Consider the following 25,782-nt stretch of genomic DNA (forward strand, 5'->3'; position numbering starts at 1 on the left):
CCGCTCAATTGATGGGTAAAGATAATGGCTATGCTATTCTTCGTTTACCATCTGGCGAAATGCGCCGCGTACGTCAAGAATGCCGTGCAACTGTAGGTGTTGTAGGCAACGCTGAACACAGCAACCTAGTAATTGGTAAAGCTGGTCGTCATCGTTGGATGGGCGTTCGTCCTGGTAACCGTGGTGTTGTAATGAACCCTTGTGACCATCCACATGGTGGTGGTGAAGGTAAATCTCCTGTTGGTCGTAAACATCCTGTTACACCTTGGGGCAAACCAGCACATGGTGTTAAAACTCGCGACAAGAAAAAAGCTTCTAACAGCTTAATCATTAAACGTCGTACAAAATAGGATAAAGGAAAGGAGATAAAATAGTGTCCAGATCTATTAAAAAAGGCCCTTTCGTAGCAGATCATTTGCTTAAGAAAGTTGATGCTTTAAACGAAACTAACGAAAAGAAAGTTGTAAAAACCTGGTCCCGTGCCTCTACTATTATCCCTAGTTTTGTAGGCCACACAATTGCTGTGCATGATGGTCGCAAACATGTACCTGTATTCATTACAGAAGATATGGTAGGTCATAAATTAGGTGAATTCGCTCCTACACGTACTTTCAAAGGTCACGGTAAGGACGAAAAATCTACAGGCAAAAAATAGGAGGAATAATTAATGGAAGCAAAAGCAATCGCTAGACATATCCGAATCGCGCCTCGTAAAATCCGTATCGTTGCTGATTTAGTGCGCGGTAAAAACATCGGCGAGGCATTTGCCATCTTGAAGTTCACTCCGAAAGTTGGCGCTGATGTAGTCGAAAAAGTTATGCGTTCCGCAATCGCAAATGCAGAACACAATTTTGATATGAATGTGGATAACTTGTATGTATCCGAGATCTTCGTTGATCAAGGTCCTACATTGAAACGTATTCATCCTCGTTCCCGTGGACAAGCTTTCAAAATTTTGAAACGCACTAGCCACGTAACAGTAGTAGTTAAAGAAAGAGCTTAAGAAGGAGGGAAACAGAGTGGGTCAAAAAGTTAATCCACACGGTTTGCGTGTCGGTATCGTAAAAGATTGGGACGCAAAGTGGTATGCAGAAAAAGATTTCGCTGCTAATCTTCATGAAGACGTAAAAATTCGTAACTTCTTGAAAGAAACCCTTTTCATTGCTGGTATTTCCCGCATTGAAATCGAGCGTACAAATAAACGTATTAAATTGACTATCCACACTGCAAAACCAGGTATGGTTATCGGTCGTGGTGGTGCTGGTATCGAAGATATCAAAAAAGCAATGACTCGTTTCACTGATAAACAAGTTGACGTAAACATTGCAGAAATTAAACAAGCAGACATGGACGCAGTTCTTGTTGCAGAAAACATTGCTGGTCAATTGGAACGCCGTATCGGTTTCCGTCGTGCAATGAAACAAGCTGTTGGTCGTACAATGCGCTTAGGTGCAAAAGGTATCAAAATCATGGTTAGCGGTCGTCTTGGTGGCGCTGAAATCGCTCGTAGCGAATCCTACCGTGAAGGTTCCATTCCATTGCACACACTTCGTGCAAACATCGACTACGGTACTGCTGAAGCTCATACAACTTATGGTTGTATCGGCATTAAAGTATGGATTTACAAAGGTGAAGTTTTGCCAGAAGCAAAACAACCTGCTAAGAAGGAAGAAGGTGGCAAGTAATGCTTATTCCAAAGCGTGTAAAACATCGTAAGCAATTCCGCGGCCGTATGAAAGGTCGTGCTATGCGCGGTAATACAGTGTCTCATGGTGAGTTCGGCTTGGTAGCATGCGAACCATCTTGGATCACAAACCGTCAAATCGAAGCTGCTCGTATTGCTATGACTCGTTATATCAAACGTGGCGGTCAAGTATGGATTAAAATTTTCCCTGACAAACCAATCACAGCTAAACCAGCTGGTACTCGTATGGGTTCCGGTAAAGGTTCTCCTGAATACTGGGTAGCAGTAGTTAAACCAGGTCGTGTAATGTTTGAAATGGACGGTGTGCCAGAAGCTGTAGCTCGTGAAGCTATGCGTCTTGCAAGCCATAAACTTCCAATCAAATGCAAATTTGTTGTTAAGGGTAAAGAATTGGGTGGTGACGTAAATGAAGGTTAATGACATTCGCAATATGAGCGCTGCCGAAATGGAACAAAAAGTTTCCGGTCTTAAGGAAGAGTTATTTAACCTCCGTTTTCAGCTTGCAACAGGTCAATTAGAGAATCCTATGCGCATTCGTGAAGTTAAGAAGACAATCGCTCGTATTAAAACTGTACAACGTGAAGTTGAACTTAAATCTGAAAACGCATAATGACAGATTTGTTAAAGTTTGAAAAGGAGGCTTAAAATCGTGGCAGAAGAAAGAAACGTACGTAAAGTCCGCGTAGGTAAAGTTGTTAGCGACAAAATGGAAAAAACTGTTGTTGTTGCTGTAGAACGTAAAGTACCTCACGCATTATATAATAAGCCAATGGTTAGCAATAAACGCTTCAAAGCTCATGATGAAAATAATGAGTGCCGCATTGGTGATACAGTTAAAATTGTAGAAACTCGTCCACTTTCTAAAGATAAATGTTGGAGAGTTGTTGAAATTCTTGAAAGACAAAAATAAGAGTGATGTAAGGAGGAATAGACGATGATCCAGCAACAAACAATTTTGAATGTTGCCGACAACACTGGTGCAAAACGTATTATGTGCATCCAAGTCATGGGCGGTTCTTATCGCAAATTCGGCAATATCGGTGACGTAATCGTTGCTTCTGTAAAAGATGCATCACCCGGTGGCGTTGTCAAGAAAGGCGACGTAGTCAAAGCTGTTATTGTTCGTTCTAAAAAAGGTATCCGCCGTCAAGACGGTTCCTATATCCGTTTCGATGAAAACGCAGCAGTAGTAATTAAAGACGATAAAACCCCTCGTGGTACTCGTATTTTCGGACCTGTAGCTAGAGAACTTCGTGAAAAAGACTTCATGAAAATCGTTTCCTTAGCTCCAGAAGTATTATAAGAAGGAGGAACGCAGCATATGGCTAAATTACAAATCAAAAAAGGCGATACAGTTGTTGTTATCTCCGGTAAAGATAAAGGTAAGCAAGGTACAGTAATTGCTACTGAACCTAAAAAAGAACGCGTATTTGTTGAAGGCGTAAACACTGTAAAACGTCACACAAAACCTTCTCAAGCTAACCCACAAGGCGGCATCGTTACTAAAGAAGCTGGTATCCATGTTTCTAACGTAATGATCGTTGACCCAGAAACTAAAACAGCTACTCGTATCAAAAAAGTTGAAGGTAAAGACGGTAAATTCGTTCGTGCAACTGTTAAATCCGGTACAGTACTTAAATAATCAGGAAAGGAGGAGCTACATAAATGTCTCGTTTATTTGAACAATACAACTCTGAAATTAAAAAGAGTATGCAAGAAAAATTCCAATACGGCAACGTAATGGAAATTCCTAAATTGGAAAAAATCGTTATCAACATCGGCGTTGGCGATGCTGTAGGCAATGCAAAAGCTTTAGAAGCTGCAGTTAATGACTTAACAATTATTGCTGGTCAAAAACCTGTAATCACAAAAGCTAAAAAATCTATTGCGAACTTTAAAGTTCGTGAAGGCATGGCGTTGGGTACAAAAGTTACTCTTCGTGGCGAACGCATGTATGAATTCCTTGATAAATTGATCAATGCGGCATTACCTCGTGTACGTGACTTCCGCGGTATCAGCGCAACTGCATTTGATGGCCGTGGTAACTACGCTTTGGGTCTTAAAGAACAGCTCATCTTCCCTGAAATCGAATATGATCAGGTAGAACGCGTTACTGGTATGGATATCATCGTAGTAACAAGTGCTAAAACAGATGAAGAAGCTCGTGAATTGTTGACTCAATTCGGTATGCCTTTTGAAAAATAATAGGAGGAACATATAGATGGCTAAAAAATCTATGATTGAACGCGAAAAGAAACGCGCTAAAATCGTTGAAAAATATGCAGCTAAACGTGCGGCGCTTAAAGCAGCAGGTGATTATGAAGGCTTGTCCAAATTACCAGCTAATGCATCCCCAACACGTTTGCACAATCGTTGCAACTTAACTGGTCGTCCTCACGGCTATATGCGTAAATTCGGTATCAGCCGTATTGCGTTCCGTGAATTGGCGTACAAAGGACAAATTCCTGGTGTTAAAAAAGCCAGCTGGTAATATTAGACGAGAGGAGGTTTTTAGATTATGGTAATGACCGATCCTATCGCGGATATGCTTACGCGCATCCGTAATGCAAATGCTGCACTTCACGAAACGGTAAACATTCCTGCATCTAGAATGAAAGCAGCAGTTCTTGAAATCCTTTTACAAGAAGGTTTCGTAAAGAACGTTGAAAAAGAAGAAAACACTTTAAAAGTAACTTTGAAATATGGTTCCAATAACGAAAAAGTTATTACAGGAATTAAACGTATTTCCAAACCAGGTTTACGTGTTTACGCGAAAAAGGAAGAACTTCCTCGTGTACTTGGTGGTTTGGGTATCGCAGTTATTTCTACATCCAAAGGCGTTATGAGCGACAAACAAGCTCGTAAAGAAGGTCTTGGTGGCGAAGTAATCGCATACGTTTGGTAATAGTAGCAATAGGAGGTAGAAATAATGTCACGTATCGGTAGAATGCCTATCGAGATTCCTGCAGGCGTTACTGTTACATATGATAACCATCATATGAACGTAAAAGGTCCTAAAGGTGAATTATCTCGCGATTTGCATCCAGATATGATCATCACTGTAGAAGGTAACACAATCACAGTAGCTCGTCCTTCCGAAGATAAAGCTCATCGTGCCCTTCACGGTTTGACTCGCGCTCTTGTTGCTAATATGGTAACAGGCGTAGCAGAAGGATTTACAAAAACTCTTGAAATCAACGGTGTTGGTTACAGAGCGGCTAAACAAGGCAATAAATTAGCTCTTACACTTGGCTTCTCTCATCCGGTAGAGATGGAAGCTCCAGCTGGTATTACAATTGAAGTTCCAGCTCCTAACAAAATCGTTGTGTCTGGTGCAGACAAAGAAGTTGTAGGTGCAGTAGCAGCTGATATCCGTAAATGGAGAAAACCAGAACCTTACAAAGGTAAAGGTATCCGCTATGAAGGCGAAGTTGTTCGTCGTAAAGCTGGTAAAGCTGGTGCAAAAGGTAAATAGTAATATCATCTATATGAATGAAAGGAGTGAATATCTTGCCTCGTAAATCTAGTAGAAACATCGCTCGAGCAAAACGTCATCTTCGTATTCGCCGCCATATTTCTGGTACGGCAACTTGTCCACGTTTGAACGTATATCGCAGCTTGAGCAACATTTACGCTCAAGTTATCGATGACGTAGCAGGTACAACATTAGTAGCTGCTAGCTCTTTAGATAAAGATTTAAACTTATCCTATGGTGGTAACATTGCTGCTGCTAAAGCTGTTGGTGAAGCAGTTGCTAAAAAAGCTATCGCTAAAGGTATTGACACTGTAGTGTTTGACCGTGGTGGTTACATTTATCACGGCCGCGTAGCAGCCCTTGCAGAAGGTGCTCGTGAAGCAGGCTTAAAATTCTAAGAAGGAGGAACTATAGACATGGCGAGAATTGACTACACCAGTCTTGATCTTAAAGAAAGAGTAGTATTCATCAACCGCGTAGCCAAAGTAGTTAAAGGCGGTCGTCGTTTTTCCTTCAGCGCACTTGTAGTTGTTGGTGATGGCAACGGTTATGTAGGCGTTGGCTTAGGTAAAGCTGCGGAAGTACCTGAAGCTATCCGCAAAGGTATCGATGATGCTAAGAAAAATATTGTAAACGTAGCAATTAAAAATGGTACAATCCCTCACACTGTAACAGGTGTATTCGGCGCAGGCCGCGTATTCTTGAAACCAGCTGCTGAAGGTACTGGCGTTATCGCTGGTGGCCCTGTTCGTGCCGTATTGGAATTAGTTGGTGTTCGTAACATCTTAACTAAATCTTTGGGCTCTTCTAACCCTAACAATATGGTTCGTGCTACTATTGAAGGTTTGAAAGATTTGAAACGTGCTAGCGAAGTTGCTGAACTTCGCGGTAAATCCGTTGAAGAAATCTATAACGCGTAATAAGGAGACAAGAAATGGCACAAGTTAAAGTAACATTAACAAGAAGCTTAATCGGTCGTCCTGAAGATCAACGCGCGACAGTTAAAGCTTTGGGCTTGAAAAAAACTAATTCTCAAGTCGTAAAAGAAGTAACACCTCAAATTCAAGGTATGCTTCACAAAGTTAGACATTTAGTAAAAGTTGAAGAAGTTTAATACTGATAAGGAGGTGCACTGAATGAAACTTCATGAATTACAACCAGCAGCTGGTTCCAAAAAAACTCGTACTCGTGTAGGCCGTGGTTTAGGTTCTGGCTTGGGTAAAACATCTGGTCGTGGTCAAAAAGGTCAAAACTCCCGTTCTGGCGGTGGCGTTCGCTCCGGTTTTGAAGGCGGCCAAATGCCTCTTTATCGTCGTTTACCAAAACGTGGTTTCAACAACGTTTTTGCTAAACAATATGCTGAAGTTAACGTAGAACAATTGAACCGTTTTGAAGACGGTGCAACAGTTGATCCAGTAGCTCTTATTGAAGCTGGTATTTTGAAAAACGTACGCGATGGCATCCGCATCTTAGGTAATGGTTCTTTGGAAACTAAAAACCTAACTGTTATTGCTAACGGCTTCACTAAATCTGCTGAAGAAAAAATCACAGCAGCAGGCGGAAAAGTAGAGGTGATCTAGTTTGCTAGATAGCCTCTCGAACATCTTTAAGATTACCGAGTTGCGTAATAAGATTTTGTACACATTGATGATGTTTGCCGTGTTTAGAGCCGGCATTCACATCCCTGTACCTGGTGTAGATGCATCTGTAATTGAATCTTTGTTTACATCCGGTAACCTATTCGGTCTATTAGACTTGTTTGCTGGTGGTGCGCTAAGTAAGTTCTCTATCTTTGCAATGAGTATTACACCTTACATTAATGCTTCCATCATCATGCAACTACTTCAAGCTGTAGTTCCACAGTTTGAAGCGTGGAGTAAAGATGGTGAAGAGGGCCGTAAAAAAATTGCGAAGGTAACTCGTTATGGTACGGTTGTTTTAGGTTTTGTCCAAGCCTTTGGCATGGCGTTTGCACTACGTGCAAATTCCGCTCTCGTAAATAATGATATCCTTAGTGTATTTGTTGTAGCTATCATCCTAACAGCAGGCACATGCTTATTGATGTGGATTGGCGAACAAATCACAGCATATGGCATTGGTAATGGTATTTCCTTGATTATCTTTGCTGGTATCGTAGCTCGTTTACCAGATGGTCTTCAAACCATTTACCAATATATACAAACTGGAACAATTAACATGTTCCAAGCATTCTTATTTGCTGTAATTGCAATTGCAATGATTGCTGTTGTAGTAGCAGTTACGCAAGGCCAACGTCGTATTCCGATTCAATATGCTAAACGCGTAGTAGGTCGTAAAATGTACGGTGGTCACTCTACATTCTTGCCGTTGAAAGTCAATCAGGCAGGTGTAATTCCAATTATCTTTGCGTCATCTGTGTTGATGTTCCCTGTAACGATTGCGCAATTTATTGAAAACGATTTCGTTCATAAAATTGCGGATTTATTCACATGGGGAACGCCGTTACAAACGGCATTGTATGCAATATTGATTTTTATCTTTACATACTTCTATACTGCAATCTCTATCAACATTACAGATATGGCAGATAATATGAAAAAATACGGTGGTTTTATCCCTGGTATCCGTGCGGGTAAACCTACTGCTGATTATGTGGATAACGTGATGACCAAGATTACATTGGCTGGTGCTGTATTCTTAGCTATCGTCGCTATCATACCGAATTTCCTCGGTACGATTACAGGCGTGCAAGGCGTATACTTTGGTGGTACAGCTCTCTTGATCGTTGTAGGTGTAGCACTTGATACAATGCAACAAATTGAGTCACTTATGGTAACACGCCACTATAAGGGCTTTGTAAAATAGGAGGGAAACAGAATGTATATTTTATTAATGGGACCTCCTGGTGCTGGTAAAGGCACACAGGCAGCTCGACTTATTGAAAAATACGGTATTCCCCAAATTTCAACAGGTGATATGTTCCGCGCTGCGATTAAGAACGAAACACCTCTTGGAGTTGAGGCTAAGAAATATATCGATGCTGGTCAATTGGTACCAGACAGTGTAACTGTTGGTATCGTACGTGATCGCTTGGTTAAAGATGACTGCAAATCTGGATTTATTCTTGATGGATTCCCAAGAACTACAGCGCAAGCTGTATCCTTGGATGCAATCTTAAAAGAATTAGGAATTTCTTTGGACGCTGTGCTTAACTTAAATGTTCCTTCTGAAGAACTTGTTAAACGCATTAGTGAACGAGCAGTTCTTGAAAATCGTGCTGATGATAACCCTGAAACAGTACAGAAACGTCTAGCTGTGTACGAAGAATCTACTAAACCATTAATTGATTACTATCGTAATAGCGGTTTGTATCAAGAAATTAATGGTTTACAAGATGTAGACGCAGTATTTGCTGACATCATTAAGGCGTTGGAGAAATAATCCATGATTATTTTGAAATCGCCCCATGAAATTGAATGTATCCGCAAGGCAAGCAAGCTTACAGCAGACACGTTGTCCTTGTTAGTAGAAAAGGCTAAACCTGGCATCACGACGCTTGAGTTAGATACAATTGCCGAAGAATATATTCGCAGCCACGGTGGTATACCAAGTTGTAAAGGGTACTATGGGTTCCCTGCTACAATCTGTGCTTCTATCAATGAAGAAGTTGTTCATGGTATTCCGAGCGCTAAGCGTAAGCTTAAAAACGGTGATGTCCTCAGTATTGATCTTGTAGCATCTATTGATGGATATCACGGCGATTCGGCTGTGACAATTCCAATTGGTCATGTCAAACCAGATGTGATGAAATTGTTAAAAGTAACAGAGGAAAGTCTGTTCAAGGGAATCGAACAAGTGAAAGTTGGCAACCATATCGGTGCTATCGGTCACGCTGTTCAAACGTATTGTGAGAAACATGGTTACGGTGTCGTTCGCGACTTCGTTGGTCATGGTTTAGGCCGTGAAATGCATGAAGATCCACAAATTCCAAACTATGGTAATCCGGACCACGGTCCTGTGATGAAACCAGGTATGGTATTGTGTATTGAACCAATGATTACATTAGGTTCCTATAAAGTTCGTGTGTTGGGTGATGACTGGACGGCAGTTACCATTGATGGTAAACCAGCTGCTCATTTCGAACATACAGTGGTTGTTACAGAAAACGGCCCTGAAATATTAACCATGCGTGATGAACCGCGGTTAATTAAATAAACAGGTAACCGGAGGAAAAAATATGTCAAAAGAAGACGTTATTGAGGTGGAAGGTACGGTAGTAGAAGCATTACCTAATGCTATGTTCCAAGTAGAATTGGAAAATGGTCATGTGGTATTAGCTCACGTGTCAGGTAAAATGCGTATGAATTTTATCCGTATTCTTCCTGGTGATAAAGTTACTATGGAACTGACACCATATGACTTAAATCGTGGTCGCATCACCTATCGCTTTAAATAAGCATAGGGTCCACAAAGGAGGTACTAATGAAGGTTCAACCATCAGTTAAAAAGATATGCGAAAAATGTAAAATCATTAAACGCAAAGGCCGCGTAATGGTTATTTGCGAAAATCCAAAACATAAACAAAAACAAGGATAATCTGATAGGAGGTGGAGATTTAAATGGCACGTATCGCCGGTGTAGATTTACCTCGTGATAAACGAGTGGAAATTGGTTTAACTTATATTTATGGTATTGGTCCTACTTTAGCAGACGAAATTCTAGCTAAAACTGGTATCAATCCTGACACACGTGTTCGCGATCTTTCTGAAGATGAAGTAGCGAAAATTCGTGAAGTGTTAGATGCTGATTATAAAGTAGAAGGTGACCTTCGTCGTGAAGAAGCACTTAACATTAAACGCTTGATTGAAATCAACTCCTATCGAGGCAAACGTCATCGTATGGGTTTACCACTTCGTGGTCAACGTACTAAAACGAATGCACGTACTCGCAAAGGTCCTAGAAAAGCAATTGCTGGTAAAAAGAAATAAGATAAAGGAGGGATAAAGCGTGGCTAAAAAAGTTGTTAGAACTAAAAGAAAAGAAAAGAAACATATTGAATCCGGTGCGGCTCATATTCGTTCTACATTCAATAACACTATCGTAACTTTGACAGATACAAACGGTAATGCGTTGTCTTGGGCTTCCGCTGGTGGCTTGGGCTTCCGTGGTTCCCGTAAATCCACTCCATTCGCTGCTCAAATGGCTGCTGAACAAGCTGCTAAAGCTGCAATGGAACATGGTCTTCGCACTGTTGAAGTATTTGTAAAAGGTCCTGGATCCGGCCGTGAAGCTGCAATCCGTGCTTTACAAGCTGCAGGTCTTGAAGTTACTTCCATTAAAGACGTAACTCCAATTCCTCACAATGGTTGTCGCCCTCCAAAACGCCGTCGTGTATAATATATAGACGGCCGTTTTGACGGCCGTGCTATAATTAAACTAAGAACGTGTGTTATATAGGAGGATGTTCCTGATGAGCGAAGAAAAGAAACTTAAAATCGAGAAAGTGGACATTGCCGAAGGCGGTCGCTATGGTAAATTCGTATGCGAACCATTAGATCGTGGCTATGGTATCACTCTCGGTAATAGCTTGCGCAGAATTTTGCTTTCATCCTTGGATGGGGCAGCTATCACCTCTATCAAAATTGATGGGGTTCTTCATGAATTCTCTACTATTCCTGGTATCCGCGAAGATGTTACGGATATCATCCTTAACTTAAAGCAATTGTGCATTAAGCTTGAAGAAGATGCAGAATGGCCATTGGAAGTTCACTTTGATTTCCAAAAGGATGGTGTATTAACAGCTGCTGATTTGGCTGAACAACTTCCACCAGAAGTAGAAGTATTGAATCCAGAGCTCGTGATTGCGACAATGGATGAAACAGCTCATTTAGTAATGGACGTAGTAATCGAACGTGGTAAGGGCTATGTTCCTTCTACTAAGAATAAAAAGGATACAGATGTTATCGGTTGTATTCCAATCGATTCCATCTTCTCCCCAATTCTTCGTGCTAAATACGAAGTGAGTGATGTTCGCGTAGGTAATGAAATGGACTTCGACAAACTTACATTAGAAGTTTGGACTGATGGTTCCATTACCGCTGCTGATGCAGTGGCAAAATCTGCTGCCATTATGATTGGTTATTTAGGGAACTTCACTAAATTAGCGCACTCTACAAGTGTTGTTGAATTAGACGATCAAAATCTTGAAGGTGATGTAGTTGATCCTACTCCTCAAGATGTTCAAGAAGATGACGGCCCAGCTAAGATTTCCATCGATGAATTGGAACTCTCTGTTCGTGCGTACAACTGCTTGAAACGTGCTGGTATCAACACAATTGCAGATTTGCTAGACAAAACCATTGATGACTTAGGAAAAGTTCGCAACTTAGGTAAAAAATCTATCGACGAAATCGCTGAAAAACTCAGCAACCACCCAGGTGGATTTAGTCTTAAGCAAAAAGGCGAATAAGGAGGAAGACGAATGTACAGAAAATTAGGCCGCGATAGCTCCGCTCGTAAAGCGTTGTTCCGTAGCATGTTAACATCTTTCTTCCAATATGAGCGTATCGAAACTACTGAAGCTAAAGCGAAAGAACTTCGCTCTTTAGCTGATCAAATGGTAACTTTGGCTAAACGTGGTGATCTTCATGCACGTCGCCAAGTTCTTGCATACCTCATGGATGAAAGCGTAGTAAAAAAATTGTTTGATACAATTGCTCCAAAATATGCAGACCGTCAAGGTGGTTACACTCGTGTAATCAAAACTGGTCTTCGCAAAGGTGACGCTGCACCTTGCGCTATTATCGAGTTAGTTTAATCAAACTCATACGGTGTTGTAACTTCGGTTGCAACACCGTTTTTTTATTGTCAATTTTATGGTACAATCGACTAGTACAAATATCGTTATATAGTAGCAGTTATCGTAGTGGTTGAAGATTAATTGTTAACTTTCACATAAAACGAAATTGACTAGAAAGATACGAGGCTATTCATGAAATCAAACGAAACAATGATTGAGGTCAATCATTTAAGCCATTTATATGTTGATGAAAATGGTAATGACGTGCGTGCCCTAGATGATGTGAGTCTTACCATACGGCGCGGCGAATTTGTAGCCATTATAGGTACTAACGGCAGTGGTAAAAGTACATTGGCTAAGCATTTTAATGTGTTATTGCAACCTACAGGGGGAAATGTTACCGTATGTGGTTTTGACACATTAGATGATGAACATATCTGGAATATTCGCCAACATGTGGGCATGGTATTCCAAAATCCAGATAATCAAATCGTAGCAGCTGTGGTAGAAGAGGATGTAGCATTTGGTCCAGAAAATTTGGGCGTACCTAGTGCTGAAATTCGTAAACGTGTTGATGATGCTTTGGCTGCAGTAAACATGACCGAATATGCGGAACATGGTCCACATTTACTATCTGGAGGTCAAAAGCAACGGATTGCCATTGCCGGTGTACTTGCTATGAAACCAGATTGTATCGTATTAGATGAACCTACTGCTATGTTGGATCCAAAAGGGCGTTTAGAGGTTCTTGAAACAATTCATAGACTCAATAAAGAAGAAGGTATTACCATTGTAATCATTACCCATTTTATGGAGGAAGCGGTAACCGCAGACCGTGTTGTGGTTATGAAAAATGGCGTTAAATTACAAGAGGGAACACCGCGTGAAATCTTTACTCAAGTGGATACGCTAAAAGATTTGGGCTTAGACGTACCTGTTGCAGCTGAGGTTGCATCGAAACTCATTCAAAAGGGCGTAGATATCCCTAATGATATCATTACTAATGATGAACTTGGTGATGCATTAACGACGTACTATGCGAAGGAGGCACACTGATGGCTATTGTATTAGATAATATTACCTATACCTATGGTGTGGGTACTCCTTTTGAGAAAACAGCGTTGAAGGGCATCTCGGTGACCATTGAAAATGGTGAGTTTCTCGGCATTATTGGACATACTGGATCGGGTAAATCCACATTTGTGCAACATCTCAACGGTTTGTTGCATCCTACGACGGGTAAAGTGACGGTCAATGGTGTGGACGTAAGTGAAAAAACTGATGAAGCTAAACATATGCGTCATAAGGTAGGCATGGTATTCCAATATCCTGAACATCAACTTTTCGAGGAAACGATTGCCGAAGACATTGCATTTGGGCCAAAAAACTTAGGCCTTGATGAAGAAGAGGTAGACCGTCGAGTGCGTGAAGCTATGGCCTTTGTAGGTCTGGATTATGATATCTATGCTGAACGTTCTCCATTTCATTTATCTGGCGGTCAAATGCGCCGTGTTGCCATAGCTGGTGTAGTGGCGATGGAACCGGATTATCTTGTACTCGATGAACCTTCTGCAGGCCTTGATCCATTTGGGCGTGAAGAAATCTTTGATGAAATTATTAAACTACATAAGGAAAAGGATGTAACAGTCATCCTCGTATCTCATAATATGGAAGATATTTCACGCATGGCGAATCGTCTCATTGTATTAGATAAGGGTCAGATTGTACTGGATGGTAAACCGTTAGATATCTTTAATCATCATCGCCATGTATTACAACAGGTTGGCGTAGATGTGCCACCTGTGTCCGTATTGATCGAATCATTGCGAAACCGAGGCCTTGATGTATCAAACGAAGTGTTAACCGTAGATGATGCTGTACAAGCTATTCTAGAAGGAGGTCAACATGTTAAATAATATTACAATTGGCCAATTCTTCCCTGGTAACTCGTTATTACATCGCATGGATCCACGGGCAAAAATTATAGGCACTACTATTTTCGTTGTTGCCATATTTTTGGCTAATACACCATTGGCGTATGGCATTGTGGCGGCTTTCACCATTGGAGCCATGCTATTATCTCGTCTGCCATTACGTTTGATGTGGAATGCGATAAAACCATTATGGATTATCATTGTATTCACGATGGGGATTCATATTTTTACAACTCCTGGTAATAGCATCATCTCCTATGGCATCATTAATATTACGGATAATGGACTTGCTATGGGCTTACAAATGGCGGCACGATTAGTATTCTTAATCTTATTCTCGTCATTGCTAACCTATACGACATCACCTATACGGCTGACAGATGGCATTGAACATTTACTAAATCCATTCCGCCGCATCGGTGTGCCGGCTCATGAACTAGCTATGATGATGACCATTGCATTGCGTTTTATTCCTACCTTGCTTGATGAAACGGATCGTATTATGAAAGCTCAATCGGCTCGTGGTGCTGATTTTGTAACAGGTTCGATTATTCAGCGAGCTAAAAATATGGTACCTCTCTTAGTGCCATTATTTATTAGTGCATTCCGCCGTGCTGATGAATTGGCTATCGCTATGGAAGCACGTTGCTATCGCGGCGGTGTTAATCGTACGCGTATGAAAGAACTCAGCATTACATGGGTTGATTATGTAGGCTTGGGAGCCGTCTTTATTGTAACGGCTATCTTATTAATCCTATGGTGGTTAGGATAATGCGGAATATACGATTAATTGTGGCCTATGATGGTACTGATTTAGCGGGGTATCAGAAACAACCTGCTGATAAGGGGATTACTGTTCAAGGGGCTTTGGAAAAGGCATTATCTATTATTTGTGCTGAACCAATCCAAATTTATGGTGCATCGCGTACCGATGCAGGTGTACATGCACGCTTTCAAGTTTGTGCATTTCAAACATCAGGATCCATACCGGTAGAGAATATTCCACGGGCGACGATTGCCCATTTGCCAAAGGATATCGTTGTAACAGAGGCTGTTGAGATACCATTAGATTGGAAACCTCGTCATAACATTTTTGGTAAGGAATATATTTACTCCATTTATAATTGTGAAATTGCAGACCCTATGGGGCAGCGGTATCATTGGCATGTAAAGAAACCTCTAGATGTTGAAGCCATGCGTCAAGCAGGTAAAGCTCTTGAAGGAATGCATGATTTTTCTACATTGAAAGGGGCTAATACGACACCGGTGGATCCTGTAAAAACTATTTATGCCATCGGTATTAAAGAGAATGCAGGTCGTATTGATATTTCTGTTGTGGGCGATGGATTTTTATATCATATGGTTCGAAATATAGCTGGCTTATTAGTGGACATTGGGCTAGGCCGAAAATCAGTGGCTCAAATTCCTGAACTATTAGCTGCAAAGGATCGTAAGCGAATTGGAAAAACAGCACCGGCTCAAGGCCTAGTATTAGAGGAAATTTTCTTTACTACTGATAGACTACATGCGGTAATAGAACGTATTAAAGAAGAATAATTATGAAATGTTACATTGTAAAACGTCTACTATACATGTTACAATTGCACTATAAGACAGGTTTATTACTTAGCTGTAATTAATATACATAGGGTAGACTCTTGTCAGCATTGTAATTATATCCTAAGGAGGGTGAATCTCTTGCAAAAACGTAAAGATTTTATCTGGAAAATGGGTGGGCAACAAGGTGAAGGTATCGAGAGCTGTGGCGAAATCATGGCTACAATCCTTGCAAAAGAAGGATATTCTCTATACAGTCAACGTTTGTTTGCATCCCGTATCAAAGGTGGTCATACTACCTTCGCATTGCGCGTTGCATTGGAACAAGTTATGTCCATTGGTGAAGGCGTAGACTTCTTGTTGGCTCTTGACCAAGAAACTGTTGATATGCACGGCGGTGAAGTGCGTGATGGTGGTTATATCATCTGCGATAGTAAAGTAAAACCAGATTTTTCTAAATTTGAAGGTTCCAAAGTTAACTGCTTATCCTTGCCAATCTCTGAAACGGCAATGAAACAAGGTTCCTTGTTGATGCGTAATATCGTAGCACTTGGTATGTCCGTAGCACTTCTTGGTTTCGATACTAAGATGTTTAAAGATGCAATCGCTGCAAAATTTGCGAAAAAATCCCAAGAAATCGTGGATAAAAACTTGGCAGCTTTTGATGATGGTCATAGCCTTGTAATGGAAAAATTAGGTGATGTAGAAATCGATACATTACCAGCTCCTGGTAAGAAAGATCAAATGTTCTTATTAGGTAATGAAGCATGTGCTCTTGGTGCTATTGCAGCAGGTTCCCGTTTCATGGCATCCTATCCTATTACTCCAGCATCTGAAGTAATGGAATACATGATTAAAAACATGGATAAATTAGGTGCTACTATCGTTCAAACAGAAGATGAAATCGCAGCTTGTATGACTGCTATGGGCGGTGTATACGCAGGTGTTCGTGGTTTCACTTGTACTTCTGGTCCTGGTCTATCCTTGATGGCAGAATCCTTGTCTATGGCATCCATGGCAGAACTTCCTATGGTTGTTATCGACGTACAACGTTCCGGCCCATCCACAGGTATGGCTACAAAGGTAGAACAATCCGATATTGATGCGGCTTGCTACAACGCTCATGGCGATTATGCAGGTATCGTTATTTCTCCAACATCCATCGAAGAATGTTTCTACGAAATTCAAAAAGCTTTCAACTTGGCAGAAATGTATCAATGCCCAGTTATCTTTATGCCGGACTTACAACAAGGTTTGAACAAACAATCCGTTCCTACATTCGACTTGAACCGTGTACCTATTAATCGCGGTAAAATGATGAAGGAAGCTGACCTTCCTGAATTGGAACAACCTAAATACTTCAAACGCTTTGAATTGACAGAAGATGGCATTTCTCCTCGTACGATTCCTGGCATGAAAAATGGTCTATTCCTTTCTACAGGTCTAGAACATAATGAAGAAGGTAAACCAGCAGAAGCGCCTACAATGCACGTAGCGCAAACTGATAAACGTTTCCGCAAATTGGAAACTGTAGCTGATAACTATGAACCATTCTTGAACAATGCAAAATACGATGAAGCTGATGTACTCGTTGTAGGTATGGCTTCTAGCCGTGGTGCTATCGAAGAAGCAGTTGCTGAATTCGATCAAGAAGGCGTTAAAGTTAACCATTTACAACTTCGTTTGATTAAACCATTCCCTGCAAAACAATTGCAACCATTCATGGATGCAGCTAAAAAAGTTGTTATTGTAGAACATAATGCAACAGGTCAATTGACTAACCTATTCAAAATCAACATGCATAAGAAATCCAAAATTTCTAGCTGCTTGAAATATGATGGTAATCCATTCACAAAATCATATGTGAAAAATGCAATTAAGGAGGTCCTATAATATGACAACAGCTAAAGATTACAGAAATGATATTCGCCCTAACTGGTGTCCTGGTTGTGGTCATTATGGGGTACAAGCTGCCATTACTGATGCAGTAGTAGCAAAAAATATTCCACCTGAAAAATTGGCAGTTATCTCTGGTATCGGTTGTTCTAGCCGTATCGGTGGTTATTTTTATGCATATGGTGCACATACAACTCATGGTCGTGCGCTTCCATACGCTCAAGGCGTTAAACTTGCTAACCAAGACTTAGAAGTTATCGCTTGTTCCGGTGATGGTGATGCGTTCGCTATCGGTATGGGTCATACTATTCATGCTTTCAAACGTAATGTAAACATGACATATATCGTTATGGATAACCATGTTTACGGTTTGACTAAAGGTCAAGCATCCCCTCGTTCCGATATCGGTTTTGTTACAAAAACAACACCTCGTGGGGCTTTTGAATCACCATTGTCCGTTTGTGAAACTGCTATCGCTGCAGGTGCTACATTTGTTGCACAAGGTTATATGATTAACCGTGCTGAACTCGTTGATTTGATTCAACAAGCTATGGACCATGAAGGCTTCTCCTTCATCAACGTATTTAGCCCATGTGTTACATACAACAAACACAATAGCTATGACTGGTTCAAAGAACATTTGACTAGCTTGCCAGAAGGATATGATCCAACAGACCGTGCGACTGCACTTAAAACATTAGGTGAAACACAAGGTTTGGTTACTGGTCTTATCTATCAAGATACGACTAAACCTTCCTTTGAAAAAGCTATGGCCGCTGTTAATGGTGGTACACATCCACGTCCATTGACTGAAGATGTTGTTAAACCTGATCAAGCATTATTTGATAGCCTTTGCAATCAATTTAAGTAAGTTTAACTTAACATATATCGTGTTCTGATATAGGTCCCCTCTTTACTGACTACTATGTAAAGAGGGGATTTTCATTTTATTACTTTTCGGTTAGTGATAATTACTTTACGGAGTTTTTCTTAACTGATATACTAATTTTAATTTAAGTTATTTATAATTAAACATAGGTATAGTACCTGCTAGACGTATTTTAACTATTACAGCCATAAGATAGAGGGGTAGAGTAACGTGTCGAATGAATATAATGAAGCATTACTAGAACCACTAAAGTATTACAGAGAAAGTCTTAAGGATACATTCCAAGGTATTACAGAAGATTATTTTCAAGATTTGGTAAATCAATCACAGGTTGATATTAATAAAAATAAAGACTTAATAGATAAGTATACGAATGTTTCGGAGAATCGAAATCAGTCTAACAGTACATATAAACGGTTTGGTATTGTACGAATTATCGATTTCATTGTGGGCATAGGCGCACTTATTTATGGTGTGTATCAGTTTTCACAACCGCAAATGGATATTCTATCCATCGTTATATGTATCGCTATTATAGCCTTATGCATAGGGCTGTATGTATATTGGATTCGACCTAATCGGAAGAGCCTCGAAGAGAAACTGAATGATTTAGATGCAACGCTAAGTCAAATGCGTGACGAAGGGTACGAAATGATGCAGCCGTTGAATGAGTTGTTTCATAGTGAGATGACCGCAGAACTCATCAAAAAGGCGATTCCCTTTATTCATTTAGATTCCAATTTTAATATGGAGCGTTATGAACAGCTCGTTAAAGATTATGGCTTTTTAGAAAAAGATGATGTAAACCATTCTACCTTGGATATTACATCTGGCGATATTTTAGGCAATCCTTTTGTGTTTATTAAGCGTATCATCCATTGGATTGATGATTATACATATGAAGGTACTCGTGAGGTCGTCTATACAGAAGAATATATAGATTCTGATGGCAATACAAAAACTAGAGATGTAAGTGAAACACTTCGCGCCACTTTAACACGACCTGGTCCATATTATGCGAATAGAATATCCTTGGTATATGGTAATCATGCAGCACCGAATTTAATATTCCATAGAAGACCACCAGAAAAGGGCCTATTTAATTTGGGCGGCGCAAAGATTCAGCTAGCAAAACGGATTGCAAGTCTTAGAAAGAAAAGCCAAGATGCTTTAGAAGATGGTGGAAACTTTCAAGCCTTGGCGAATGAAGAATTCGATGCACAATTTAATGCATTAGACCGAAATAATGAGGTCGAGTTTCGCGTGTTATTCACCCCATTAGCACAAAGTAATTACAAAGATATTTTTGAGAATTCTCCCTATGGTGATGACTTTGTTTTCAATAAACAATGTAAAATCAATGAAATTTTAACTGATAACTCTATGGATTGGAATTTCGATACCGTACCATCACAATACTATGATTTCTCCTTTGAAAAGATTAAAGAGAAATTCATTAATTTTAACTGTAGCTATTTTGAGCATATGTATTTTTCATTTTTGCCAGTCTTAGCAATTCCTGTATATCAACAAATGGCTTCTACTGATTATATTTATAAGAAATCTTATGATTTTAAATATAATGATTACATTACAGAAATGCTTGCGAATAAGATGAACCTTGGGTTATTTATTCCTCCTGATGCAACGCAGAGAAGTAATGTAAAAACATTGCTAAAAACGAGTCACTATAAAAAAGAGGCAGATTCGGAAATTATTAAGGTAGATGCTTATTCGTATAGGACTATTGAGCATGTGGATGAGGTTCCTGTTACAGCAGGTAATGGTAGAACCTATTATGTACCAGTTAAGTGGAATGAGTATGTGCCGGTTACAAAGCATGAACTTATTGAAGTAGCAGAAGTAGATACAGTTGACGATGATTTCAAGCGTGTTAAAGAATTGAATCATTACCAACGATCCGAAAATAACAAAAATGGTTCCTTTGCCTATGGACATTTTATGGTAGGGAAACTCTATAAGGATAATCAGTCTCTCGTAGACTTATTAAATACGATTTTTGAACAAAATGGAGGTAAGTAAAATGGCTAATCAACTTGATGAAATGAACCCAGAGATTATGACAGAAGGTCGAGATGTACATGTTATTGCTAAGGTGATTCCCGTAGAAACAAGTGGCTTTGAAAAATTGATACCTACGATTCTAATGGCTATCGGTGTAATTGGCATCGTTTTAGGGATAGTTATAGACAAGTACCTCATATCTGCTATAGGTGTGGTTGTACTTGTTTATCCTTGGTGGCGATTAAAACAAATTAGTTCCGAATTTAATATGATGGAACAACGAATTCAAAATGCAGCATCCGAAATTGATAACTATATGGAACAACGGGTTGTCATTCTTTCTAATGCGGCTAAACTCGTAGAAAAATCTATCGAAGTGGATAAAGATATTCTTGTAGATATTGCAAAATATAGAAGTGGTAATTTTACTGAAGAATCTAGAAGTGATGTAAACTCTCAACTTAATAAAGCAACGAGAGCATTAAATGTGGCTATAGAGAGTTATCCAGAATTGCAAAGCCAAGATACGATTCGCGATGCGATGCAACAAAATTCGTATTTGCAAAAAGAAATTACAGCAGCTAGAACGTTATATAATGATGCGGTAAATACTTGGAATAGAGAAATTTTCGAATTCCCATTTAAAAAGATTGTAGCTGCTAAGGAAGGTAGAACCACAAGAATTCCATTCATAGCAGATCAAGAAACTAAAGAAAAGGCAAAAGGTGTTTTCTTTTAGTTCATAATATTTGGTAGTAATAAAAAGGGGATACTATGAAAACATATGAAAAAGGCATTAGCTTGTCTATTTGGACCTTAAGCTGGCCTATATTTATCGAAGTATTCCTGCAATTGCTCGTCGGCAATATCGACCAACTGATGATGAGTCATTACTCGCCACAGGCGGTAGCCGCTGTAGCTAATGCGAATCAAATTTTAAATATTTTTATCATGCTCATCGTTGTTATGAGCACGGCTACAACGATATTAATTGCCCAATACTTGGGCGCTCGAAATCAGTCGAAGTTATCAGAGGTTTGTACCGTTAGTTTAGTGCTAAACTTTGTATTCTCCTCTGTGGCGGCGGTGTTTTTTATCACTTGTCATGAATGGATTTTTACATGGCTTGGGATACCGCAGGAAACGATGGGAGATACATCGTTGTATACGACTATTGTAGCGGCAGGATTACCAATACAGGCCATGTACTATGCATTGGTTGCCGTGTTTAGAGGTCATTCGTTGACGCGTATTACCATGTATGTGGCACTTGTTATGAATATTATCCATGTAGGAACGAATTATATTCTAATTTTCGGTCATGGCCCGATACCGAGTCTTGGTGTACTAGGTGTATCTATTTCTACGTGGCTTTCAAAGGTAATTGGCCTTCTTATCATCGTATATCTGTTCAAGACATTGTTGCACTTGAAGGTTAGCACGTCTTATTTAAGACCCTTTCCTTGGCATACGGTTAAATCCTTGCTCCATATTAGTGTGCCATCTGGCGGTGAAACATTGAGCTATCAATTATCGCAAACGACGATTATGAAAATGGTCAATATTCTAGGGCTAGCTGTTATTAATACAAAGGTGTATGTATCGGTTATTGCCATGCTTTGCTATGTGTATACCATAGCAATAGCTAATGCGTCCCAAGTCATTGTAGGTTTTCTTATGGGGGCTAAGCGACAAAATGAAGTTACTAATCGTGTATGGAAGTCTATGAGTTTAGCCATTGTTATTAGCGTTGGGTTTGCTACATTTTTCTATATTACTAGTGATACGGTTTTATCTGTATTTACAACGGATCCTGAGATTTTATCCTTAGCCCATAATGTGCTCTTGGTGGAGATTTTCCTTGAACTAGGGCGGGCGGTAAATATCGTTATGGTCGGTTGTTTACAGGCCGCAGGTGATATTCGTACTCCAATGCTAGTTGGTATCTTTGGCATGTGGTTATGTGCTGTGCCATTATCGTACCTATTTGGTATTTATTGGGGCTGGGGCCTTGTAGGCATATGGATTGCTATGGCCGCTGATGAGATTTTACGAGGTGTATTGTTTATCTATCGCTGGTATAGCGGAAAATGGAAAGAAAAACGCCTTATTGAGGTGTAGTGATATAGTTTGTTTGCATTTCTATATTGGAGATATAGGGACGCTTGTGAAAGTAGGTTTATATGAGTAAAACCGTCGGTATAATTGGATTAGGTTTGTTGGGTGGTTCGTTGGCAAAGGCTTTGAAAGCCTATACAGATTATGATGTAGTAGGGTATGCACGCCGACAAGAGGTATGTGATGCAGCATTACAAGATGGGGTAGTATCCCAAGCTTGGACTGAGGTAGAGCCACTCGTTGAGAATTCGGATATCGTAGTGTTTTCCTTGCCGCCAGATACTAATGCTCGACTTTTTACAGAGGTGGCTTATCTGTTTAAACCAGGTCAGGTGGTAACAGATGTATCCAGTGCAAAGGAAAATTTTGTACGCGCCGTGTATGAATCTATTCCAAAGGGAACCTTTTTCGTATCTGTTCATCCTATGGCGGGATCTGAAAAGGGCGGCTATGAAGTGTCTCATAAAAACCTATTTAAAGGCATGGGGTGGATTGTATTAGAGGATAAGGCGTCTGATGTGTATAATGCAGAGGTGGCTAAAGAATTGGCTGATATGGGGCGTGCCGTTGGTTCCCGTATCGAATTTGTCGATGTATATGCTCATGATGCATATTTAGCGATGGTTAGCCATATGCCGCATCTGATAGCCGCCATTTTAACACAAGTATCTGGTGGCGATGAGCTCGGCGAATTACGTATGCGCTTATCCGCAGGTGGATTCCGTGACTGTACGCGTGTAGCCGGCGGTTTGCCATCCATGTGGCGTGAAATCATTTATGGGAATCGTCATAATGTATTAGAAGGCTTGTCTAAAATGGAAGACGAAATTCGTCGGGTAAAAGAAATACTTTCACAAGAAGACGAAGGCCAAGCCTTAGAAGACTATTTAAATAGAAGCCGAGCTGTTAGAAATAAATTACCGTACTTGACGGGACAAATTAAGAATAATTAAGAGGAGTTGTTATGGGGTTACTACAAGAAACCTGCGACGCGATTCACAGTCGTAGTAAAGAGATTGAACAACATATTATTAAGAATTGGAATTATGCGTCAGATAGTAAGCAATATGGACGTCTCGTCAATATGGTGGCTCAATATGGGGCAGCTACAAATCAAAAGAATGTAACAATTCCAAAACCTTGTATGATCATTGCCTCTGCCGATCATGGCGTTGCCGATATGGGGGTTAGTGCCTACCCAAAGGAAACGACTGTTGGTATGACGCAAAATTACTTAATTCCCAAAGGGGCAGGTGCCAATTCCTTAGCCAATTATTGTGGTGCGCATATGGAAGTTATCGACATGGGCATTGATGCGGATATGAGCTGGGTCCCTGGACTGCGTTCTCATAAGTTGGGGATGGGGACAAAAAATTTTGTAGAAGAACCGGCCATGACGCGTGAACAAGCAATCGAAGGCATTGAAACGGGCATCAAATTGGTTCAAGAAAAGATGGCTAACGGATATAATGTGTTCCTTGTAGGTGAAATGGGAATTTCCAATACGACAGCAAGTGCACTTATGACGGCTAAGTTTGCTGGCCTCACTGCAGAAGAGGCAACGGGGCGAGGTACGAATATTTCCGATGAACGCCTTAAATTAAAACAACGTATCGTTCACGATGTATTGGTTAAATATCAGGATATTCCAAAGGACGATGCGATTGGTATTTTGGCTACCGTAGGGGGCTTTGAATTTACATGTATCGTAGGTGTCATTTTGGGGGCCGCTGCTCATCATGGTATGGTCATCATCGATGGCTTTAATACATCTGCTTGTGCACTGGTGGCTAAAACATTGGTTCCCGCCTCCATGGACTACGTTATGGCCTCTCATTTATCTGCAGAAAAAGCGGCTAAATCTTCATTGCAAAATCTTGGATTAGAAGCCTATGTGGACTTAGGTCTTTGCTTAGGGGAAGCCTCTGGTGGTTCCGTTCAAATGGGGATGCTTGACCTTGCAGTTCATATGTATAAGTCTGTCACAGGAGGTAAGGCATGAGAGCTTTTAACATTCAACCATTAGATACGAAAGCGATGGAAACATGCCGGTATCGCATTGATAATTTAACCAAACCTATTTATAGCCTGGCTATGCTTGAAACGATAGCTGAACGATTTGCAGGCGTATTGGCGAATCCTAAACCAAATCATTTAAAATATGGTGTTCTTATTGTAGGAGCAGACCATCTTGTAGATGGTCCTCAAAATGTTGAACATGGACATACTAGTTTAAATGCAATAAAACGATTTAATGAAGGCATGAGTGCTACGCAAGGGGCGGCATTTAAATTACAAGCACCAGTTTACGTTGTTAATATTGGCTTAGAACAAGATACAAATCATTTGGCAAATATTGATTCTCGAGTTATTCGTAATGGGTCCCACTTCTTTGGCGTAGAACCTTCTATTAGTCATGATGACTTGGAACAAGCGCTTGAAATGGGCTTTGGTTATGCGGATAAATTGCATGAAGCAGGCCTACAAGTGGTGGCCTTAGGTAATATAGGTGAACGCACATTCCTTGATGCGTTGGTTATGACCGCTACCATTACAGGCGCATCGTACGAGACTTTATTGACAGAATCTGATAATGGACCTACCATTGCACAGCGTGCTGCACACATCCATTCGTTTGTAGATCCATTTGATATTGCTGTAGATGATTGGTCTGTTTTATCTGAAAGCGACCGCCGCACTGCTGTATTGCGGTTGCTTCATGTAGCAGGTGGCCTCGATATTGCTTTCTTAACAGGCTTTATCTTAGGTGCTGCTAGCCATCGTATGGCTGTGGTATACGATAATGCACTAACTGGTGCTGCTGTACTCGCAGCAGTGACGATGGAACCATTGGTGAAAGACTATGTTTTCTCATCCGCTGTTTACGATGATCCTATTCATAAGGAACAATGTCGTTTTTTAGATGTAAAACCTCCATTACATTATGATTTACAAATCGATGAAGGCTTAGGCTCTACAATGGGACTATCTATCGTAGATGCATCTATGCATATGTTAAATGACATGAAAACATTCGTAGAAGCAGAGGTTCGTGCCGCTGAGGATGGTGCCGGTAAAGGTAGACAAGAAGATATTAAATAATGATAGAGAGGACTTCATGATATATAGTTTCTTTACTTAAGAAATAGTAAAGAAGGTATATATTTGAAAGTCCTCTTTAATATGTTTGTTATAAATCATGTAGATTTGTATCATATAGCTTTCGTATTATTTTTATAGGAAATTCATTGAAAAACCATTGACACTATATGTGTAAATTGATATTATTATAAGGCAGTCAGAACTGACCTGGTTTAGTTCTTGACTAACAGAAGGTAATTATGATATAGTAATTATCGGTTCTGTATGCGGGAATAGCTCAGCGGTAGAGCACCGCCTTGCCAA

General features: G+C 40.2%; 38 protein-coding genes. All 38 read left to right on the plus strand.

What is annotated here, in order from left to right:
* Positions 1-350: 50S ribosomal protein L2 (gene rplB, locus RYP29_RS05705; RefSeq protein WP_311532614.1), on the plus strand; the 350-nt coding region annotated here is incomplete at its 5' end.
* A gap of 23 nt (positions 351-373) precedes the next feature.
* Positions 374-655: a 30S ribosomal protein S19 gene (rpsS, locus tag RYP29_RS05710; RefSeq protein ID WP_005377144.1), complete on the plus strand. Its 282-nt coding sequence runs from the start codon at positions 374-376 to the stop codon at positions 653-655.
* Positions 656-667: 12 nt separating this feature from the next.
* Entirely contained in the window at positions 668-1,003 is a 336-nt protein-coding gene (gene rplV / locus RYP29_RS05715) for a 50S ribosomal protein L22 (protein ID WP_004695112.1), read from the plus strand.
* A gap of 16 nt (positions 1,004-1,019) precedes the next feature.
* On the plus strand, positions 1,020-1,685 hold the full coding sequence (gene rpsC / locus RYP29_RS05720; RefSeq protein ID WP_005377155.1) for a 30S ribosomal protein S3: 666 nt from the start codon (positions 1,020-1,022) through the stop codon (positions 1,683-1,685).
* Positions 1,685-2,122, plus strand: a complete 438-nt coding sequence (gene rplP, locus RYP29_RS05725) for a 50S ribosomal protein L16 (protein ID WP_005377168.1) — start codon at positions 1,685-1,687, stop codon at positions 2,120-2,122. The genes rpsC and rplP overlap by 1 nt, the downstream gene beginning before the upstream one ends.
* Entirely contained in the window at positions 2,112-2,315 is a 204-nt protein-coding gene (gene rpmC / locus RYP29_RS05730; protein WP_004695115.1) for a 50S ribosomal protein L29, read from the plus strand. Before rplP ends, rpmC begins: the two co-directional genes overlap by 11 nt.
* A gap of 39 nt (positions 2,316-2,354) precedes the next feature.
* A complete protein-coding gene (gene rpsQ / locus RYP29_RS05735) occupies positions 2,355-2,615 on the plus strand; it encodes a 30S ribosomal protein S17 (RefSeq protein ID WP_105083565.1) in 261 nt (86 codons plus the stop codon).
* 24 nt (positions 2,616-2,639) lie between these two features.
* Positions 2,640-3,008, plus strand: coding sequence for a 50S ribosomal protein L14 (rplN, locus tag RYP29_RS05740; RefSeq protein WP_004695117.1), 369 nt, complete (start codon positions 2,640-2,642; stop codon positions 3,006-3,008).
* An 18-nt stretch (positions 3,009-3,026) separates the two neighbouring features.
* A complete protein-coding gene (gene rplX, locus RYP29_RS05745; RefSeq protein ID WP_005385506.1) occupies positions 3,027-3,347 on the plus strand; it encodes a 50S ribosomal protein L24 in 321 nt (106 codons plus the stop codon).
* 23 nt (positions 3,348-3,370) lie between these two features.
* Positions 3,371-3,910, plus strand: a complete 540-nt coding sequence (gene rplE / locus RYP29_RS05750) for a 50S ribosomal protein L5 (protein WP_005377127.1) — start codon at positions 3,371-3,373, stop codon at positions 3,908-3,910.
* 16 nt (positions 3,911-3,926) lie between these two features.
* Positions 3,927-4,196 (plus strand): 30S ribosomal protein S14, encoded by a 270-nt coding sequence (rpsN, locus tag RYP29_RS05755; RefSeq protein WP_005377140.1) that lies wholly within the window; start codon positions 3,927-3,929, stop codon positions 4,194-4,196.
* 27 nt (positions 4,197-4,223) lie between these two features.
* Positions 4,224-4,610 carry a 30S ribosomal protein S8 gene (gene rpsH, locus RYP29_RS05760; protein ID WP_005377044.1) on the plus strand — a complete coding sequence of 129 codons (387 nt, stop codon included), beginning with the start codon at positions 4,224-4,226 and terminating at the stop codon, positions 4,608-4,610.
* A gap of 24 nt (positions 4,611-4,634) precedes the next feature.
* Positions 4,635-5,180, plus strand: coding sequence for a 50S ribosomal protein L6 (gene rplF, locus RYP29_RS05765; RefSeq protein WP_005377036.1), 546 nt, complete (start codon positions 4,635-4,637; stop codon positions 5,178-5,180).
* Between the two features lie 17 nt (positions 5,181-5,197).
* Positions 5,198-5,578, plus strand: a complete 381-nt coding sequence (gene rplR, locus RYP29_RS05770) for a 50S ribosomal protein L18 (protein ID WP_005382771.1) — start codon at positions 5,198-5,200, stop codon at positions 5,576-5,578.
* Between the two features lie 18 nt (positions 5,579-5,596).
* Positions 5,597-6,100 (plus strand): 30S ribosomal protein S5, encoded by a 504-nt coding sequence (gene rpsE, locus RYP29_RS05775; RefSeq protein ID WP_105083564.1) that lies wholly within the window; start codon positions 5,597-5,599, stop codon positions 6,098-6,100.
* A 14-nt stretch (positions 6,101-6,114) separates the two neighbouring features.
* Positions 6,115-6,294 (plus strand): 50S ribosomal protein L30, encoded by a 180-nt coding sequence (gene rpmD / locus RYP29_RS05780; RefSeq protein ID WP_005377126.1) that lies wholly within the window; start codon positions 6,115-6,117, stop codon positions 6,292-6,294.
* Positions 6,295-6,316: 22 nt separating this feature from the next.
* Positions 6,317-6,760 carry a 50S ribosomal protein L15 gene (gene rplO, locus RYP29_RS05785; RefSeq protein WP_005381674.1) on the plus strand — a complete coding sequence of 148 codons (444 nt, stop codon included), beginning with the start codon at positions 6,317-6,319 and terminating at the stop codon, positions 6,758-6,760.
* A gap of 1 nt (position 6,761) precedes the next feature.
* Positions 6,762-8,024 carry a preprotein translocase subunit SecY gene (secY, locus tag RYP29_RS05790; RefSeq protein WP_005377189.1) on the plus strand — a complete coding sequence of 421 codons (1,263 nt, stop codon included), beginning with the start codon at positions 6,762-6,764 and terminating at the stop codon, positions 8,022-8,024.
* 12 nt (positions 8,025-8,036) lie between these two features.
* Positions 8,037-8,600 (plus strand): adenylate kinase, encoded by a 564-nt coding sequence (locus RYP29_RS05795; protein ID WP_004695145.1) that lies wholly within the window; start codon positions 8,037-8,039, stop codon positions 8,598-8,600.
* 3 nt (positions 8,601-8,603) lie between these two features.
* A complete protein-coding gene (gene map / locus RYP29_RS05800; RefSeq protein ID WP_311532615.1) occupies positions 8,604-9,374 on the plus strand; it encodes a type I methionyl aminopeptidase in 771 nt (256 codons plus the stop codon).
* Between the two features lie 22 nt (positions 9,375-9,396).
* Positions 9,397-9,615: a translation initiation factor IF-1 gene (gene infA, locus RYP29_RS05805; RefSeq protein WP_005377071.1), complete on the plus strand. Its 219-nt coding sequence runs from the start codon at positions 9,397-9,399 to the stop codon at positions 9,613-9,615.
* Positions 9,616-9,641: 26 nt separating this feature from the next.
* Positions 9,642-9,755 carry a 50S ribosomal protein L36 gene (gene rpmJ / locus RYP29_RS05810; protein WP_004695148.1) on the plus strand — a complete coding sequence of 38 codons (114 nt, stop codon included), beginning with the start codon at positions 9,642-9,644 and terminating at the stop codon, positions 9,753-9,755.
* Between the two features lie 23 nt (positions 9,756-9,778).
* Entirely contained in the window at positions 9,779-10,147 is a 369-nt protein-coding gene (gene rpsM / locus RYP29_RS05815; protein WP_005377185.1) for a 30S ribosomal protein S13, read from the plus strand.
* A gap of 19 nt (positions 10,148-10,166) precedes the next feature.
* On the plus strand, positions 10,167-10,556 hold the full coding sequence (rpsK, locus tag RYP29_RS05820) for a 30S ribosomal protein S11 (RefSeq protein ID WP_004695151.1): 390 nt from the start codon (positions 10,167-10,169) through the stop codon (positions 10,554-10,556).
* A 73-nt stretch (positions 10,557-10,629) separates the two neighbouring features.
* Positions 10,630-11,628 carry a DNA-directed RNA polymerase subunit alpha gene (locus tag RYP29_RS05825; protein ID WP_118354110.1) on the plus strand — a complete coding sequence of 333 codons (999 nt, stop codon included), beginning with the start codon at positions 10,630-10,632 and terminating at the stop codon, positions 11,626-11,628.
* A gap of 12 nt (positions 11,629-11,640) precedes the next feature.
* The gene (gene rplQ, locus RYP29_RS05830; protein ID WP_005377090.1) at positions 11,641-11,976 is read left to right on the plus strand and encodes a 50S ribosomal protein L17; all 336 of its coding nucleotides are present in this window, start codon (positions 11,641-11,643) and stop codon (positions 11,974-11,976) included.
* A 174-nt stretch (positions 11,977-12,150) separates the two neighbouring features.
* Positions 12,151-13,014 (plus strand): energy-coupling factor transporter ATPase, encoded by an 864-nt coding sequence (locus tag RYP29_RS05835; RefSeq protein WP_005377142.1) that lies wholly within the window; start codon positions 12,151-12,153, stop codon positions 13,012-13,014.
* Positions 13,014-13,874: an energy-coupling factor transporter ATPase gene (locus RYP29_RS05840; protein WP_311532616.1), complete on the plus strand. Its 861-nt coding sequence runs from the start codon at positions 13,014-13,016 to the stop codon at positions 13,872-13,874. Before RYP29_RS05835 ends, RYP29_RS05840 begins: the two co-directional genes overlap by 1 nt.
* Positions 13,864-14,664, plus strand: a complete 801-nt coding sequence (locus RYP29_RS05845; protein ID WP_005376984.1) for an energy-coupling factor transporter transmembrane protein EcfT — start codon at positions 13,864-13,866, stop codon at positions 14,662-14,664. The genes RYP29_RS05840 and RYP29_RS05845 overlap by 11 nt, the downstream gene beginning before the upstream one ends.
* Positions 14,664-15,449, plus strand: a complete 786-nt coding sequence (truA, locus tag RYP29_RS05850; RefSeq protein ID WP_311532617.1) for a tRNA pseudouridine(38-40) synthase TruA — start codon at positions 14,664-14,666, stop codon at positions 15,447-15,449. The genes RYP29_RS05845 and truA overlap by 1 nt, the downstream gene beginning before the upstream one ends.
* A 141-nt stretch (positions 15,450-15,590) precedes the next feature.
* Positions 15,591-17,342 carry a 2-oxoacid:acceptor oxidoreductase subunit alpha gene (locus tag RYP29_RS05855; RefSeq protein WP_156931656.1) on the plus strand — a complete coding sequence of 584 codons (1,752 nt, stop codon included), beginning with the start codon at positions 15,591-15,593 and terminating at the stop codon, positions 17,340-17,342.
* A gap of 1 nt (position 17,343) precedes the next feature.
* On the plus strand, positions 17,344-18,216 hold the full coding sequence (locus RYP29_RS05860; protein WP_005382786.1) for a 2-oxoacid:ferredoxin oxidoreductase subunit beta: 873 nt from the start codon (positions 17,344-17,346) through the stop codon (positions 18,214-18,216).
* Positions 18,217-18,444: 228 nt separating this feature from the next.
* Positions 18,445-20,277 carry an MAG1210 family protein gene (locus tag RYP29_RS05865; RefSeq protein WP_311532618.1) on the plus strand — a complete coding sequence of 611 codons (1,833 nt, stop codon included), beginning with the start codon at positions 18,445-18,447 and terminating at the stop codon, positions 20,275-20,277.
* A gap of 1 nt (position 20,278) precedes the next feature.
* Complete coding sequence (locus RYP29_RS05870) at positions 20,279-20,998, plus strand: LemA family protein (protein WP_311532619.1); 720 nt, start codon at positions 20,279-20,281, stop codon at positions 20,996-20,998.
* Between the two features lie 35 nt (positions 20,999-21,033).
* On the plus strand, positions 21,034-22,380 hold the full coding sequence (locus tag RYP29_RS05875) for an MATE family efflux transporter (protein WP_311532620.1): 1,347 nt from the start codon (positions 21,034-21,036) through the stop codon (positions 22,378-22,380).
* Positions 22,381-22,442: 62 nt separating this feature from the next.
* Positions 22,443-23,330: a prephenate dehydrogenase/arogenate dehydrogenase family protein gene (locus tag RYP29_RS05880; RefSeq protein WP_302942454.1), complete on the plus strand. Its 888-nt coding sequence runs from the start codon at positions 22,443-22,445 to the stop codon at positions 23,328-23,330.
* Between the two features lie 11 nt (positions 23,331-23,341).
* Positions 23,342-24,379 carry a nicotinate-nucleotide--dimethylbenzimidazole phosphoribosyltransferase gene (locus RYP29_RS05885; RefSeq protein WP_311532621.1) on the plus strand — a complete coding sequence of 346 codons (1,038 nt, stop codon included), beginning with the start codon at positions 23,342-23,344 and terminating at the stop codon, positions 24,377-24,379.
* Positions 24,376-25,479, plus strand: a complete 1,104-nt coding sequence (locus RYP29_RS05890) for a nicotinate-nucleotide--dimethylbenzimidazole phosphoribosyltransferase (protein ID WP_311532622.1) — start codon at positions 24,376-24,378, stop codon at positions 25,477-25,479. Before RYP29_RS05885 ends, RYP29_RS05890 begins: the two co-directional genes overlap by 4 nt.
* Positions 25,480-25,782 lie beyond the last annotated feature (303 nt).

Origin of the sequence: uncultured Veillonella sp., from assembly GCF_963534045.1 — a bacterium.
Lineage (GTDB): Bacteria > Bacillota > Negativicutes > Veillonellales > Veillonellaceae > Veillonella.